Source organism: Chryseobacterium sp. 7 (assembly GCF_003663845.1).
Lineage (GTDB): Bacteria > Bacteroidota > Bacteroidia > Flavobacteriales > Weeksellaceae > Chryseobacterium.
In genome coordinates, this window is the sequence record NZ_RCCA01000001.1 from 4,097,738 (window position 1) to 4,113,060 (window position 15,323).

The 15,323-nt window shown below is 36.3% G+C and carries 13 protein-coding genes and 1 pseudogene; 7 read left to right on the forward strand and 7 right to left on the reverse strand.

Translation table 11 applies throughout. The annotated features are described in order from the left end of the window. Positions 1 to 56: 56 nt before the first annotated feature. From CLU97_RS18810 to CLU97_RS18820, 3 genes are all read left to right on the forward strand, one after another. Positions 57 to 419 (forward strand): ankyrin repeat domain-containing protein, encoded by a 363-nt coding sequence (locus tag CLU97_RS18810; RefSeq protein ID WP_121489288.1) that lies wholly within the window; start codon positions 57 to 59, stop codon positions 417 to 419. 138 nt (positions 420 to 557) lie between these two features. Continuing rightward, positions 558 to 2,312 carry an aspartate--tRNA ligase gene (gene aspS, locus CLU97_RS18815; protein WP_121489289.1) on the forward strand — a complete coding sequence of 585 codons (1,755 nt, stop codon included), beginning with the start codon at positions 558 to 560 and terminating at the stop codon, positions 2,310 to 2,312. 499 nt (positions 2,313 to 2,811) lie between these two features. After that, on the forward strand, positions 2,812 to 4,143 hold the full coding sequence (locus CLU97_RS18820) for a M12 family metallopeptidase (RefSeq protein ID WP_121489290.1): 1,332 nt from the start codon (positions 2,812 to 2,814) through the stop codon (positions 4,141 to 4,143). A 60-nt stretch (positions 4,144 to 4,203) separates the two neighbouring features. Here the strand turns inward: CLU97_RS18820 and CLU97_RS18825 are convergent, their stop codons facing one another. After that, positions 4,204 to 5,478: an adenylosuccinate synthase gene (locus CLU97_RS18825; RefSeq protein ID WP_121489291.1), complete on the reverse strand. Its 1,275-nt coding sequence runs from the start codon at positions 5,476 to 5,478 to the stop codon at positions 4,204 to 4,206. A gap of 157 nt (positions 5,479 to 5,635) precedes the next feature. Next, positions 5,636 to 6,205, reverse strand: a complete 570-nt coding sequence (locus CLU97_RS18830) for a Crp/Fnr family transcriptional regulator (protein WP_121489292.1) — start codon at positions 6,203 to 6,205, stop codon at positions 5,636 to 5,638. Positions 6,206 to 6,352: 147 nt separating this feature from the next. On the opposite strand from CLU97_RS18830, the gene CLU97_RS18835 reads away from it, so the two are divergent. From CLU97_RS18835 to ligD, 3 genes are all read left to right on the forward strand, one after another. Beyond that, positions 6,353 to 7,138, forward strand: a complete 786-nt coding sequence (locus CLU97_RS18835; protein WP_121489293.1) for a Ku protein — start codon at positions 6,353 to 6,355, stop codon at positions 7,136 to 7,138. After that, a complete protein-coding gene (locus tag CLU97_RS18840; RefSeq protein ID WP_121489294.1) occupies positions 7,138 to 7,743 on the forward strand; it encodes a DNA polymerase ligase N-terminal domain-containing protein in 606 nt (201 codons plus the stop codon). The genes CLU97_RS18835 and CLU97_RS18840 overlap by 1 nt, the downstream gene beginning before the upstream one ends. 71 nt (positions 7,744 to 7,814) lie before the next feature. Next, a complete protein-coding gene (gene ligD, locus CLU97_RS18845) occupies positions 7,815 to 9,686 on the forward strand; it encodes a DNA ligase D (RefSeq protein ID WP_121489295.1) in 1,872 nt (623 codons plus the stop codon). A gap of 55 nt (positions 9,687 to 9,741) precedes the next feature. On the opposite strand, the gene CLU97_RS18850 is transcribed toward ligD, so the two are convergent. The 5 genes from CLU97_RS18850 to CLU97_RS18870 all read right to left on the reverse strand — a co-directional run bounded on the left by CLU97_RS18850 (position 9,742) and on the right by CLU97_RS18870 (position 13,525). Further along, a complete protein-coding gene (locus CLU97_RS18850; RefSeq protein WP_121489296.1) occupies positions 9,742 to 10,587 on the reverse strand; it encodes a mechanosensitive ion channel family protein in 846 nt (281 codons plus the stop codon). A 287-nt stretch (positions 10,588 to 10,874) separates the two neighbouring features. Further along, positions 10,875 to 11,609, reverse strand: coding sequence for an SDR family NAD(P)-dependent oxidoreductase (locus tag CLU97_RS18855; RefSeq protein ID WP_121489297.1), 735 nt, complete (start codon positions 11,607 to 11,609; stop codon positions 10,875 to 10,877). A gap of 129 nt (positions 11,610 to 11,738) precedes the next feature. After that, positions 11,739 to 12,101 (reverse strand): preprotein translocase subunit YajC, encoded by a 363-nt coding sequence (gene yajC / locus CLU97_RS18860; protein ID WP_121489298.1) that lies wholly within the window; start codon positions 12,099 to 12,101, stop codon positions 11,739 to 11,741. A 10-nt stretch (positions 12,102 to 12,111) separates the two neighbouring features. Continuing rightward, a complete protein-coding gene (locus tag CLU97_RS18865; RefSeq protein ID WP_121489299.1) occupies positions 12,112 to 12,618 on the reverse strand; it encodes a DUF1573 domain-containing protein in 507 nt (168 codons plus the stop codon). A 1-nt stretch (position 12,619) separates the two neighbouring features. Beyond that, complete coding sequence (locus CLU97_RS18870) at positions 12,620 to 13,525, reverse strand: transcription antitermination protein NusB (protein ID WP_121489300.1); 906 nt, start codon at positions 13,523 to 13,525, stop codon at positions 12,620 to 12,622. A gap of 91 nt (positions 13,526 to 13,616) precedes the next feature. Between CLU97_RS18870 and CLU97_RS18875 the strand changes: the two are divergent. Next, positions 13,617 to 15,277, forward strand: a pseudogene (locus tag CLU97_RS18875) (ABC transporter ATP-binding protein). Positions 15,278 to 15,323: the final 46 nt, after the last annotated feature.

Below are 15,323 nucleotides of genomic sequence, written 5' to 3' on the forward strand. Positions count from 1 at the left end.
TTAGCAATTGGTAATAAAATTTAATTTAGATTTGTATATTCTTAAAAATTATCCTTATGAAAAAAATAATCTCTACTACTTTTCTATTTGGAATGTTACTGTCTGGCAGTATATTATCTGCCCAGAAGATGAGTCAGGAAAAGATGAAAGCCATTTATTCTGATGATATAGCCACTTTTAAAAAACAGTTTACACCGGGAGATTACAACAAATGTTTCCTTGTGGGAGATATCCTTTACTCACCCCTTGGTTTCAGTGTAATGTCTGACAGAAGGAATATTATCAACTTTCTTTTAGACAGCAAGGCGAGTGTGAATAAAAAATGTCAGAATAAAACACCTCTTGAAGTAGCTGATGAAACAAAAGGCAGCGAAGAAGTGAAGAGAATTCTGATCGCAAAAGGCGGTAATAGAGATTAAAAAACCTAAAAACAATATATGAAACTTCCGAAAGGAAGTTTTTTTTTATTTATAAAACCTGCAAAAATCTTATCTTTGCCAACGAAAAATTCAGGGTTCGGAATTGAACCTTAAACATTGAACTTTAAACAAATAATTATGTTTCGATCACACACCAACGGAGAACTATCTCTGAAAAATCTGAATGAAGAAGTTACACTATCAGGATGGGTACAGACTATCCGTGATAAAGGATTTATGGTTTGGGTAGATCTTCGAGATCGTTACGGAATTACCCAGCTGGTTTTTGATCAAGACCGCTCTTCTACTCAATTGATGGAAGAAGCTAAAAAACTGGGCCGTGAATTTGTGATTCAGGCTACCGGAAGAGTGATTGAAAGAGTAAGCAAAAATCCTAATATTCCAACAGGAGAAATTGAAATTCTGGTAGAAAAACTGACTATCCTGAACGATTCTCAGCTTCCGCCTTTTACTATTGAGGATGAAACAGACGGTGGTGAAGAATTGAGAATGAAATATCGCTACCTGGATATCAGAAGAAATCCGGTAAAAGATAAACTGATCTTCCGTCACAAGATGGCGCAAAAAGTAAGAAATTATTTATCTGAGGAAGGTTTCATTGAAGTGGAAACTCCTGTTTTAATCAAATCTACTCCAGAAGGCGCAAGAGACTTTGTGGTACCGAGCAGAATGAATCCGGGACAGTTTTATGCATTGCCACAGTCTCCACAGACTTTCAAACAGCTTTTGATGGTAGGTGGAATGGATAAATATTTCCAGATTGTAAAATGTTTCCGTGATGAGGATTTAAGAGCAGACAGACAGCCGGAATTTACACAAATCGACTGTGAGATGGCTTTTGTAGAGCAGGAAGATGTTATGAACGTATTCGAAGGAATGACCAAAACTCTGATAAAAGATATTACAGGTCAGGAATTCGGAGATTTCCCAAGAATGACGTTTGCAGATGCAATGAAAACATACGGGAATGACAAACCGGATATCCGTTTCGGAATGAAGTTCGTAGAACTGAATGAACTGGTAAAAGGAAAAGACTTTAAGATATTTGATGAAGCAGAATTAGTAGTCGGAATCAATGTAGAAGGATGTGCGGAATATACGAGAAAACAAATCGACGAGCTTGTTGACTGGGTAAAACGCCCTCAGATTGGAGCTTCAGGAATGGTTTGGGCGAAATTCCAGAATGATGGAGTAAAAACCTCATCTGTAAACAAATTCTACAACGAAGAAGATTTAGCGAAAATCATTGAAAAATTCGGTGCAAAAGAAGGAGACTTAATGTTGATTCTTTCCGGAAACGAAAATAAAGTAAGAGCTCAGCTTTCAGCCTTGAGAATGGAACTTGGAAACCGTTTAGGATTAAGAAAAGGAAACGAATTTGCACCCCTTTGGGTAGTTGATTTCCCTCTATTGGAGTTTGACGAAGAAAGTGGACGTTATCATGCGATGCACCACCCTTTCACCTCTCCAAAGCCGGAAGATATCCACTTACTGGAAACAGATCCTGGAAAAGCGAGAGCCAATGCTTATGATATGGTTCTGAACGGAAACGAAATCGGAGGAGGATCGATCAGAATTTTTGACAGAGATCTTCAGTCTAAAATGTTTGATTTATTAGGATTTACCAGAGAAGAGGCAGAAGCTCAGTTTGGATTCCTGATGAATGCATTTAAATATGGTGCTCCGCCACACGGAGGTCTGGCATTCGGGTTTGACCGTTTGGTAGCTATTCTTGACGGAAACGAAGTAATCAGAGATTATATCGCTTTCCCTAAGAACAATTCAGGACGAGATGTAATGATTGACGCACCTGCTTCCATTGCCGATGCACAGCTCGACGAATTAGAATTACAATTGAATTTAAAAGCATAAATTTAGCGGGGTATTTGCCCCGCTTTTTTTATATTCAAATTTCAGCAACCTTTAAATACCAACACTTTATAATGGCAATATTGTTTAGAAACAATATTCATAAAACAATATCGTTTAAAGCTCGCACCATTATAAATATCAGCATTTTTTATTAATTCATCAACAAAAAAAAAGACTTTAATACAATATAATGTACAATTCTATTTACTATATCAAATATTCGTGAAATAATTAAATTTGAAATTTAATAGTAAAAAATAAAACATAATAAATTAATTAACGAAATCAATACAAAAATCAAGAAAAACGACAATAAAATACTCATTATATTATGTTGTATTTAAATGTAATTTATTATCAATATATTTACATTACACGGCTGAGTTATAATGATGACTTAATCAAAATTAAGAATTAACTTATTTTGTAATCTTTTGCGTAGGATAATACGATAGCTGTTCATATTTACAACCTGATCACCAAACCAAAATTAAATAATATGAAAAGTAAACTATTACTATTATCAGGATGCCTTGTTCTGGCACTGAATTCATGCAGCTCGGATCTTGAAAATACACAGACCGAATCAATAGAGCCCGCCACAGAGAGCTTAGCCAATGTAAAGATTCACAAATTATTAATTGACGGAAAATACACCTATGTCAATGAAATCAATGGAGAATATTTTTATGCAGAAGATATTACCATTAGCCCGGAACAGTTCGAAGTATTACAAAAGCAGGCCAATCCTGAAACATCTACAGCCGGAAAAAGCACCATTGTAAGCTCTTTTATTAAGACATGGCCAAATGCAACAGTTTATTATACATTACCAAGCCAGGGAAGCCTGAGTACTCAGAACTACAATACGTTCCTCACCAATATCAACAAAGCGTTCGATATGATCTCTTCTCAAACCAGTATGCAGTTTATTGAACGTACCAACCAAACAGAATATATCACTTTTACGTATACTACAACCAACAGTTCTCCTCTTGGATGGCAAAAAAATAGGGTTAACGGTATTAAAATTTATAACACCACGTATCCTGCAATTATTGCTCACGAAATCATGCACTCTATGGGAATTATGCATGAGCAATGCCGCCCAGATAGAGATCAGTATATTATTGTAGATGTAAACAAAGCTGTAGAAGGAAGCCGTCATAACTTCAATCTTTACAATGATTATGCAGGACATGGCGCTTTTGATTTCGGGTCTGTGATGATGTATCAGTCTACAGACTTTGCTATCAATGCAAGCCAGCCTGTAATGACTAAGCTGGACGGATCTACTTTTACCAAGCAACGAACAGGATTGTCTGCCGGTGATTATGCCGGGATAAATCATTTATACGGACCGGTTAATTCCTCTTCTGCAATCAACGGAACTTATACTATGACCACCGCTTTAGCGAGTGATAAAAATTTAGATATTTCCGGAAGTTCTACTACTGATGGTACCAGCATCATCCTGTACTCAGCTTCTACAGGGAATAACCAGAGATTCACATTTACAAAATCAGATCATGGTTATTATACCATCAAATCTATATTGGATCCTACAAAGGTATTAACCGTAAAAAGTAATGGAACAACGAACGGAACAGCTGTTGAATTAAGAACCAACTCTAATACAGATGCTCAGAAATGGCTATTATTCAATTTAGGAAATAACGGATTTGGATTTGCTCCTAAGAATGCACCAGCCCTGAGACTGGAGGTAAAAAATGGTACTACAACCAATCTTACTCCTATTGTAATTGGTACTACGGATCAAACTGTTCAACCTTCTACAAAGCAACGTTTTATACTTACAAAAGTTAACTAAACTTTTTTTATACAAAAAGAGGTTAGGAAGTTTATTTCCTAACCTCTTTCTATTTTGTACTTATTTACCAATTAGTTTCAACATTTCATTTCTTCCCGGTCCTGTTGAAAGATAAGCTACCGGAATTCCTAATTCAGCTTCTAAGAATGACAGAAAGTCAATGACTTCTTTTGGGAGTTCTGAAGGGCTTTTCATACTAGAAAAATCAGCATTCCATCCATTCATCCATTTTAGGATTGGCTTTCCGTTTTCCGGAAGTAATCCTGAAACATTTACTATCTCACCATTTTCCAGCTCATAATGGGTACAGACTGCTACGGATTTCAAGCCGCTTAACACATCTGCTTTCGTCAAAACCAGCTGAGTCACTCCATTGATCATTACAGCATATTTCAAAGCAGGCAAATCAAGCCAGCCTGTTCTTCTGGGACGTCCGGTATTGGAACCAAACTCATTTCCTTTTGTTCTGATTTCCTCACCTATTTCATCAAACAGTTCTGTTGGGAAAACTCCGTTTCCTACTCTTGTACAGTATGCTTTAGCAATCCCAAATATTTCACCGATCTTTTTCGGTGAAACTCCTAATCCACTGCTAGCTCCTGAGGCTGTGGTTGAAGAAGAAGTCACATAAGGATACGTTCCGTGGTCAATATCAAGCATGGCAGCCTGAGATCCTTCTGCCAATATTGTCTTTCCTTCGGCCAAAGCACTATTCAGATAGATTTCCGTCTCTGTACATTTGAATCTCTTCAGAAAATCAACAGCTTCAAAAAATTCAATGCTGATTTCATCCAGAGAAGGTAATTCCATATTTCCTTCCGCAAGCATTTTGTAATCTCTTTCTAAAATATGCTGTACTCTGCTTTTGAAGTCCGAAGCAAACATATCTCCTATTCTTACATTCTGCCTTAGAATCTTATTGGAATAAGCTTGCGCAATCCCGTTTTTGGTAGTTCCGATGGTGGTATAATCAAAACTTTCTTCCATAAAAACATCCAAAAGTTTATGAGTAGGCAGTACAAAGTGAGCTTTCAGCGAAATAATAATATTATTTTCCGGCTGAACCGTTTCATCGAATGTCTGAAGATTCAAAATTTCTTTTTTAAAACTTACAGGATCCAGAACTGTTCCTGTACCAATCACATTCTGCACACCTTTCATAAAGATTCCCGAAGGAATCATTTTAAGTGTAATTCTGCGCCCGTTTATCTCTATGCTATGTCCAGCGTTAGATCCGCCATTAAAACGTGCTGTAATGTCATAATTTTCACTGATCAGATCAATGAACTTTCCTTTTCCTTCATCACCCCATTGCAATCCTAATACAATATCCATATTCGTACTTTAAATTTTATGGAGCAAAGCTATGACAGTCAGGGAGAAAGACCATTGCCATTTGGCAAAAAGAAAACTCAATTGTAAAATGTATAATGTAAAAATTAGTAATGACTAGAAGCTATCATTGATCGATTATCAATTATCATTTATAATTCTAGACTATACTTCTTCTGATCCTACTCAATGAAGAAGGCGTAACTCCAAGATAAGACGCCAACATAGACTGTGGAACCCTGTTGGCAAGTCCAGGATAGTGATTTAAAAAATGAATATAACGGGATTTCGCATCCTGATTCAGCATGATACTGGCGACCTTCAGTTTATTTTCAACCACAAAGGCATGAATTCTGGCAAATAAAACCGGCCAGACTGCAATTTTCTCTTCCAGAACTTTAAAATACTTAAGATCTATCACCAGCAATACCGCATCAGTAATAGCTTCAATATCTTCATGGGCAGGCAACTGATCAGTAAAGCCCTGAAAATCCCCTATAAATCTGCCTTCATAGATAAAATAGCGGGTAAAATCATCTCCTTGTTTATTATAATACAAAGACCGGAAAACTCCTTCTTTCACAAAAGCAATTCTTTGGCTCACCTTTCCAGCCTCTACAAAAGGTTCTCCTTTTTTTACAGTGATTTCCTGAATGCCTTCAGCAATCAGAAGTTCATCCTGAGGATTCAGTGTCCCGAATTTTTTGATATAAGTAAAAAGCTCTTCCATATTTCTTCTGTAACCACGGATTGCGGAAATATAAAGATATAAAAGTCAAGACTAAAAACAATTGCCATTTGGCAATAAACAAGATTAAAGATACCACACAGGCTTGCGGCGGCATGTTAATTGCTTGATTTTTAAAAACGTAAGACAATGAAAGCAATTTGGAACGGCGCCATTGGATTCGGTTTAGTAAACATTCCCGTAAAAATTTACTCGGCAACAGAAACCACAAAACTGGATCTTGACATGCTTGATAAATCTGATTTTTCAAACATCAAATTTAAGAGGGTAAACGAAAATACGGGAAAAGAAGTAAAATGGGAAAATATCGTTAAAGGTTATCTCATGGATGACAAATATATCGTTCTGGATGAGGAAGATTACGAAGCTGCAAGCCCTGAAAAAACAAAAATACTCTCTATAGACCAGTTTGTAAAAGAAGCGGAAGTAGACAGTGTATATTTTGAAACGCCTTATTATCTGGAGCCCCAGAAAAATGGGGAAAATGCCTACAGGCTTCTACTGAAAGCGCTTGAAAAAACATCTATGGTAGGCATTGGAACTTTTGTGCTTCGTGATAATGAAGCTATCGGAATGATCCGTCCGTATAATGATGAAATTCTGGTTCTGAACCGGCTGAGGTTTGATGAAGAGATCAGAGATTATAAAGATCTTAAAATCCCGGCTCAAAAAGCTCCGAAACCAGCAGAACTTAAAATGGCCGTCAGCCTTATAGAACAGCTTTCCCAGGAATTCGATCCTGAAATGTATAAAGACAGCTACTCTGATGAACTGATGAAGATCATTAAACAGAAAGCTAAAGGTAAAAATGTAAAAGCTCAAAAAGCACAGCCTGCAAAAGAAGGTAAAGTGATTGACCTAATGGCCCAATTAAAGGCCAGTTTAAACAGTTCTAAATCCAAATCCGCATCATAATGGCTTTAAAAGATTATCAGCAAAAAAGAAAGTTCGATGAAACCAGCGAGCCGAAAGGGAAAACAAAAAAGAGTAAAAATCAACTGATTTTTGTAATCCAGAGACATGCAGCAAGCAGGCTTCATTATGATTTCAGGCTTGAAATGGAAGGAGTGCTGAAAAGCTGGGCCGTTCCGAAAGGACCGTCATTAGATCCCAAAGACAAACGTCTTGCGATGATGGTAGAAGATCATCCTTACGATTACAAAGACTTCGAAGGAAATATCCCGGAAGGAAATTATGGTGCCGGACAAGTGGAAGTATGGGACAGCGGCACTTATGAACCATTGGAAAAAAACACTAAACTTTCTGACGAAAAAGAGCTTCTGAAGGAATTGCATGCGGGTTCTTTAAAATTCATTCTACATGGCCAAAAACTGAAAGGTGAATTTGCTTTAGTTAAAATGAAAAACAGTGAAGACAACGCATGGCTGCTCATTAAACATAAAGATGAATTTGCAGAAAGTCCTTATGATGCTGAAGAAAATACCTCAGCAAAATCTCTTGTTACAAAATTCTTAGAGGAAAAAAAAAGCCTAAAAACAAAGGAAAAAAAGAAGTCATAACTTCTGAAAAATCATTCAGAAATTTCAATTCTTTAACGAATGAAAGAAAACTAAAATCTTTTATCAAACCTATGCTGGCCAAACTTTCCGAAGAAGCTTTCAATGATAAAGACTGGCTTTTTGAAATAAAATGGGATGGCTACAGGGCAATAGCTGATCTCCGAAAAGATTCCCCGCTCTTCTACTCCCGCAACGGAATTTCTTTTTTATCTAAATTCGACAAAATTGCTCAGGATTTCGGGCAGCAGAAACATCATATGATCCTGGACGGAGAAGTTATAGCTTATGATGAACAGGGTAAGCCCAATTTCCAGCTTTTACAACAAATCGGGGATAATCCCAGTGCAGCAATTGCTTATCAGGTTTTTGACCTTCTCTGGCTAAATAGACATTCTACAGAAGATCTTCCTCTTATCCAGCGAAAGGAACTTTTAAAAGATGCGCTGACAGAGACCGACCAAATAAGGTACTGTGATCATATTCCTGAGAAGGGTATTGAGTTTTTTAATCAAATGAAAAAAATGAAGCTGGAGGGGATGATTGCAAAACGCGCGGACAGTTTATATATTGAAAACAGCAGGAGCAGTGACTGGCTTAAAATCAAATTTTCTAAAACAGAGGAAGTAATTATTTGTGGTTTTACAGAACCCAGAGGATCAAGGGAAAACTTTGGTGCATTGATTTTAGGAAAATATCATAACGGAAAGCTTATCTACTGTGGCCATACAGGTACGGGATTTAATACGGTTTCTTTAAAAAAAGTATACCGGCAACTTCAAAAATTAATTGTAAAATCATCCCCGTTCGAAACAGCTCCCAAAACCAATATGCCTGTAACCTGGGTAAAACCTGAACTGGTATGCGAAATCAAATATTCTGAAATAACAAAGGATGGGATCTTCAGACATCCTGTTTTTATAACCATCAGAGAAGACAAAAGTCCGGAAGACCTCAAAAATCCATCCTTCACCGAAAAACCTAAAGAAATGAATTTGAAAGCAACATCAAAAAAAACTGAAGCTTCTGAGAAAGAAAAAGAAATTACTCTGGACAAACATTTTGTAAAGCTTACGAACCAGGATAAAATCTATTTTCCCAAAGACGGTATCACCAAAGGAGATGTTATTAACTATTATCAATCAGTTGCCAGATATATTCTGCCTTACTTGAAAAACCGGCCGCTTTCTCTCAATCGTTTTCCCAATGGAATTGAGGAACAGGGTTTTTATCAGAAAGATGCCGGAGACCACATTCCGGACTGGATAAAAACTACTCAGGTATTTTCTGAATCCAATGATAAAAACATCGATTATATTTACTGTAATGATAAAGCAACATTAGCTTATCTGAATAATCTGGGGTGTATTGACCTCAACCCCTGGAACAGTTCTTTGCCGGATCTTGAACATCCTGATTACCTTGTTTTAGATCTTGATCCTTCTTCAAAGAACACCTTTGATGATGTGATTGAAACTGCACTTCAGGTAAATGAAGTTTTAAAAGCCATTAAAATAAAAGGGTACTGCAAGACCTCAGGAAGTACGGGAATCCATATTTATATTCCGATGGGAGCCCAATATGATGTCGACCAGGTAAAAGATTTTGCCCATATTCTTATGAAAAAGGTAAATGAAAAACTGCCTAAGCTTACCACTTTAGAAAGAAGCCTTCAAAAAAGAGATCACAAAAAAATCTATCTTGACTATCTGCAAAACAGAACTGGGCAAACATTGGCCAGTGTCTACAGCTTAAGACCCAAACAGGGCGCTTCGGTTTCTATGCCCCTGGAATGGGATGAATTAAAACCCGGATTGAAACCAAGTGATTTTACGATCAATAATGCTCTGGACAGAATCAAAGAAAAAGGTGATTTGTTCAAACCGGTTCTGGGTAAAGGAATTGATATGATGAAGGCTCTGGAGCTGCTACAGAATATGGATTAAATTAAAAACTCCCACATTATTATAATGCAGGAGTTTCTTAAAAAATTAAATATAATTATTGATTATAAACATGAATATCTCTTTGCGGAAAAGGAATTCCAATTCCCGCTTTATCGAGAGCTTCTTTACAACCGATGATTAATTCTTCATTCATAGTCCAGAAGTTTTCTGTAGCAGTACTTACTCTTACTGATACATTCACGGCACTTTCACCCAACTCCGTCACTACTACCTGTGGAGCAGGCGTAGCAAGAGCATATTGATTACTTCTGATAACACTCATCAAAATATCTTTTGTCCGCCTAAGATCTGCATCATAAGCAATTCCAATATCCAATGCTGTTCTTCTTGTTCCCAATTGGGTAAAATTCGTAATACTATTATTTGAAACCACTCCGTTCGGAATAACGATCAATTGGTTTTGTGGAGTGATCAATTTCGTATGAAAGATATCTATAGCATCTACAGTTCCTGAAACTCCGGAATTAGTGGAAATAAAATCGCCTATTTTAAAAGGTTTTAATAATAAGATTAATATTCCTCCTGCAAAATTGGTCAACGATCCCTGTAATGCTAAACCTACAGCCAAACCCGCAGCACCAATCATGGCTACAAAAGCCGAAGTTTGTACTCCCAGCTGCGTTACAACAACGATAAACAACAGAATATTAAGTCCCCAATTGATTATATTTAAAAGAAAATGCTGAAGGGAAGCTTCCATATTACGTTTTTTGAACGCTTTTGCCACCAGCTTTTTGATCATTCTTATCATCCAAGATCCAATCAGATAAATTAATAATGCGGAAATAATTGCAGTAAAAATTCTTGGTGCCCATGAAATTACTGAAGAAATTAATGTGTCCCAGTGCTGTTGAATCTTGTTCAGTTCTAAATCGTTCATTTTGTCGTGTATTTTATAGTTAATATCAATGGAGTATTGACATCTTCTGCAAGATTTTAAAAAGGAAAATAACCCTTCCCTACTTGAGCAAAGGCAATTCATATTTATCCTTAAAACAGATTGACAGCAGAACAGAATGGTTCAGCTTACTCAATAATCATTCAGAAATCGAATCTTACAGGAAGAAATAATTTTTCGGTCATAGAATTACAAAAACGGTACCGAAATCTATAATTCAAAAATTAATTTTATGTAAACTTTTATTGAGTAACGAAATACCAAACGGGTTAAGGTAATTTTGCGGCCAGGCTTTCCGGAAGCATCTTTAAAATAAAGTAAATGATCTTCCATTTGTAATTCGGAACAATAGTGAAGGAGTTTCCTGCATTCACAATACATCTTGCCACATAATCCGGCTCCATGATCAATGACTCATTCAATTCCAACCCTTCATTGATTTTTGTTCTGATATAACCAATGACTAAAGCATTCACAATGATTTTACGGGAAGCAAGCTCCTGTCTTAATCCGGCAAGAAACTGGGTAAATGCCGCTTTGGTACTTCCGTAGACAAAATTGCTTTTTCTCCCTCTTACCCCAGACAGGGAGGATAGACCGATGATTCTTTCAAGATTTTTGTTGCTTTTATCCATCGCAATAATGCTCAGTATAGAAACACCACCCATATAATTGACCTCCATCATTTGTTTAGCACCTTTGAAATCTGCCAAAGCATTTTGATTGTCGACTAAAAATCCTGCCGCATATACCACGATATGAGGTTTTGTGGAAAGATCAGAATAGAATTTCTGATGAGAATCAAAATCCGCTGCATCAAAAGACAAAACAGAAACTTTTGAGCGGTCAAGATGATTGAAATGAATAAAATCTTCCAAAGATGCGGTATTTCTGGAAGCTGCAATTACCACAAATCCTTTTTCTACATATTGCTTAATGCATTGCTTTGCCACATCTGAATTGGCGCCCAGAATAAGAACTGTTTTGTTTGTGTTTTGATTCATGGGGCAAAGATAATTTTTTATTAAATATTAATTTTACAAATGAGCACAAAGGCTCTTAATCTATGATATAAAAAAGCTACGGCGGGTGAACTTCGTTCACCCGCCGCAGCTAAATATTTTCAGACTGAATTATTTCTTTTCTTCAGTTACTGTATCTTTTTTGTCATCTGCTTTATCCGCAGATTTTGCTTTATCTCCAAAACGGGATTCTGTCATTTCTCTGGAAACCGCTGCTTTTTCAAACTTGAGTTTTCCTGATAATGTTTCAATCACAAAACCGTCATCCTGAACCTGAGCAATTCTTCCGTGAAGCCCTGATGTAAGTACTACTCTAGTCCCTACTTTAAGGTTTTCCTGAAAATTTTTCTCCTGTTTTTGTTTTTTCATCTGAGGTCTGATCATCAGGAAATAAAATCCTACAAACATTACCCCCATCATGATCAGCATCATAGGAGAAGAACCTCCTGCTGCCTGTAAAAATAGTGTCAACATATTCTAAATATTATGGTTGAATGTTCGCAGTGAACGTTAATCTGATTGGAGCTTTCTCTACGTTTGCAAAAACATCTGCATACTTCTGAACGTTTCCGTCAAAGCTTGAAGAGTCAAAATGCAAAGTAATTTTTCCTTTTTTACCAGGCATGATTGGTTCTTTTGTAAAGTCAGGAGCAGTACATCCGCATCCAGGCTTCACTTCAGAAATGATCAATGGATTTTTCCCGGTATTGGTAATTTCGTATACGTGCTCTACTTTATCTCCTTTTTTGATTTTTCCAAAATCGAAGCTGTTTTCAGATAAAGCAACAGAAGTAGATGGTTCGTTAGAAACCGGAGCAGGTGTTTCACCAGTTCCAGGTACTGCAGTAGAACCAGTAGTTACCGGAGCCGCAACAGCTGTAGAATCAGTAGTTGCAGTTTCAGTACTTTGAGTTTCTTTGTTTTCTTTTTTACATGAAACTAACCCAAAGCCTATAATAGACAAGGCGATAATTGATAACGTCTTTTTCATTTTATATTCTATTTTGATCTTTACAATATTTATCTAAAATACCATTGATGAAGATATTGGAACGGTCTGTAGCAAATACTTTTGCAATTTCAATATATTCGTTAATAATCACTCTTGAAGGCGTGAAAGCAAAGTTATCCAGCTCTGCAATTGCTGTAGACAAAATGACTTTGTCCATTAGAGAAACTCTTTCCAGATCCCAGTTTTCCAGTCTTTCTTCAAGTTTCTTTTCGTTGTTTTCCCAGTTGTTCAGGGTATCTCTCAACAATTTTGCAGCGAATGTTTTATCTTCTTCATCTTTAATCATTTTGATCAAAGTTCTGCTTTCTTCATCTTCTCTCAGGAAACCGATTGTTTTTTGTACCATTGAATTGGCAATATGGATATCATCATACCATGAAAGTTCCTTATCTCCTAAGTAATCGTGAAAATCTTCATTTTCAGCAATATATCTTAAGAATAATTTACCGATAAATTTTTGATCATCTTCAAAAGAGTATCCTTCTTCTTTCATGAAATCCTGATAACGTTTTCCAGCCGTAATTCTCTGGAAAGTCTTCACCAATAAGTCATCATGCATGTCCCATTTCAATTGCTTGTGCTGACCTGTAAAGAATAATCTTTCAGGATTTTCTTCCAGCTTAAGCAATACCTGGTTGTTGATGAATTTTTGGTTAGGATTAATATCAGCATCAGTTTTAAGATATTTATTCTTACCAATTTCGATCTGATTCTCTGCCAAATCTTTCAGACCCACCAAAAAGTTGAGCTGATAGATGTATAGATAATAGATTTTCTCTATCCCGGCAAACATGTTTTTCTCTAAAACATCAAATTTTACAGGATTTTGGTAGTAAGAATACACGGTCTGTACTACTTTTTCACGGATTTGTCGTCTTCCTAACATTCAAAGAGCTTTTTTATGGCTGCAAAGATACAAAATTTAAAATTGATGAAATTCGTAGTGTGATGACATTTTTGTAATTTTGTGCAACTATATGAAAGCGCTTAAAACCTTAAACCCTTATTTTTGGAAACACAAACTCTTGCTGTTTTGGGGGTACTATTTATCATTGCCAGTAATTTCTTCAATATATATAAGGTACAGTTCGTAGGAAAATCTGTGGATGAACTTACAAAAAGTGGAAATCTTGGCTTTAACAATCAGGTTCTTATTTATGTTGGAATTATTGTAGGATGTTCTCTTCTGACCGGAATTTTCACCTTCATGATGAGACAGACCATCATTGTTGCTTCCAGAAGAATAGAATATGAACTTAAGAATAAAATCTACAGACATTACCAGGATTTATCTTTAACGGATTATAAGCAGACAACTATTGGGGATTTAATGAACAGATTGAGCGAAGACGTTGTTGCCGTAAGAATGTATCTTGGTCCGGGTGTCATGTATGTGGCTAACCTTATTGTTCTTGTAGTCATCACAGCTATTTATATGGTGAAAACGGATGCTTCCATGACAATGTGGACGCTTCTTCCGCTTCCCATTTTGTCTTTTGCTATTTATAAGGTAAGCTCCATCATCAATAAAAAGTCGAAAATCATGCAGAAAAGCCAGTCTGCCATTTCAACTTTTGTCCAGGACAGCTTTTCCGGAATCCGTGTGGTAAAATTCTTTGCAAGGGAAAAATATATTGAAAAAAACTACGGAATTAAAGTAACGGATTATCAGAATAAAGCTTTGGATCTAGCCAAGACTGAAGCTTATTTCTTTACGATTATTCTTTTTGTCATCGGATTGCTGAATGTAGCTATTATCTGGATTGGAGGAACCAAATACATTGCCGGAGAATTGAGCATCGGTAAAATTGCAGATTTCTTCATGTATATCAACACTTTGATTTTCCCTTTCTCTATGGTAGGATGGGTAACTTCTGTAAACCAGAGAGCTGAAGCCTCTATGCAGAGGATCAATGAATTCATGGATAAAAAATCTGAGATCATTAATACCAATTTTGAAAACTATCCTATTCAAGGAGATATCGAATTCAGAAACGTTTCTTATGTATATCCGAATACGGGAATCAAAGCACTGGAAAACTTAAGCTTTAAAGTTAAAGCCGGAGAATCTTTAGCCATTATGGGTAAAACCGGAAGTGGAAAATCAACGATAGCTTTACTGCTTTGTCGTTTAATAGATCCCACAGAAGGCGAAATTTTAATTGACGGTAAAAATCTTAAAGATCATAATCTGAATAACTACAGAGACTATATCGGATATATTCCTCAGGAGAGCTATTTATTCTCTGATTCTATAGAAAATAACATTGGTTTTGCCATTGATCATCCGTCGCATGAGAAAGTGGTAGAATATGCCAATATTGCGGATGTTCATAAAAATATTATAGAGTTTAAAGAGCAATATAAAACACTTGTTGGTGAACGCGGGGTAATGCTTTCGGGGGGACAAAAGCAAAGAATATGCATTGCAAGAGCCTTGATTAAAGACCCGAATATCATCATTTTTGACGATTCTTTATCTGCTTTAGACACCGAAACAGAGCAAAATATCCTGGAGAATATTGACAAAAAAATAAGTAATGCCACTTCCATAATCATCACACACAGAGAGTCTAGCGCTCAAAAAGCGGATCAAATTCTCAACCTTACGGAAATTACCAATTCTGTAACTGCTTAGCCATTTCGTTCTCAATTGTTAAATAAATCATAAAAAAAATTTTGTG

What these genes read in the sequence shown, in the direction of transcription:
- CLU97_RS18810 (WP_121489288.1), top strand. Translation starts at nt 57, where the DNA reads ATGAAAAAAATAATCTCTACTACTTTTCTATTTGGAATGTTACTGTCT.
- CLU97_RS18840 (WP_121489294.1), top strand. Translation starts at nt 7,138, where the DNA reads ATGGCTTTAAAAGATTATCAGCAAAAAAGAAAGTTCGATGAAACCAGC.
- CLU97_RS18835 (WP_121489293.1), top strand. Translation starts at nt 6,353, where the DNA reads ATGAAAGCAATTTGGAACGGCGCCATTGGATTCGGTTTAGTAAACATT.
- yajC (WP_121489298.1), bottom strand. Translation starts at nt 12,101, where the DNA reads ATGTTGACACTATTTTTACAGGCAGCAGGAGGTTCTTCTCCTATGATG.
- CLU97_RS18820 (WP_121489290.1), top strand. Translation starts at nt 2,812, where the DNA reads ATGAAAAGTAAACTATTACTATTATCAGGATGCCTTGTTCTGGCACTG.
- aspS (WP_121489289.1), top strand. Translation starts at nt 558, where the DNA reads ATGTTTCGATCACACACCAACGGAGAACTATCTCTGAAAAATCTGAAT.
- CLU97_RS18850 (WP_121489296.1), bottom strand. Translation starts at nt 10,587, where the DNA reads ATGAACGATTTAGAACTGAACAAGATTCAACAGCACTGGGACACATTA.
- ligD (WP_121489295.1), top strand. Translation starts at nt 7,815, where the DNA reads ATGCTGGCCAAACTTTCCGAAGAAGCTTTCAATGATAAAGACTGGCTT.
- CLU97_RS18870 (WP_121489300.1), bottom strand. Translation starts at nt 13,525, where the DNA reads ATGTTAGGAAGACGACAAATCCGTGAAAAAGTAGTACAGACCGTGTAT.
- CLU97_RS18825 (WP_121489291.1), bottom strand. Translation starts at nt 5,478, where the DNA reads ATGGATATTGTATTAGGATTGCAATGGGGTGATGAAGGAAAAGGAAAG.
- CLU97_RS18865 (WP_121489299.1), bottom strand. Translation starts at nt 12,618, where the DNA reads ATGAAAAAGACGTTATCAATTATCGCCTTGTCTATTATAGGCTTTGGG.
- CLU97_RS18830 (WP_121489292.1), bottom strand. Translation starts at nt 6,205, where the DNA reads ATGGAAGAGCTTTTTACTTATATCAAAAAATTCGGGACACTGAATCCT.
- CLU97_RS18855 (WP_121489297.1), bottom strand. Translation starts at nt 11,609, where the DNA reads ATGAATCAAAACACAAACAAAACAGTTCTTATTCTGGGCGCCAATTCA.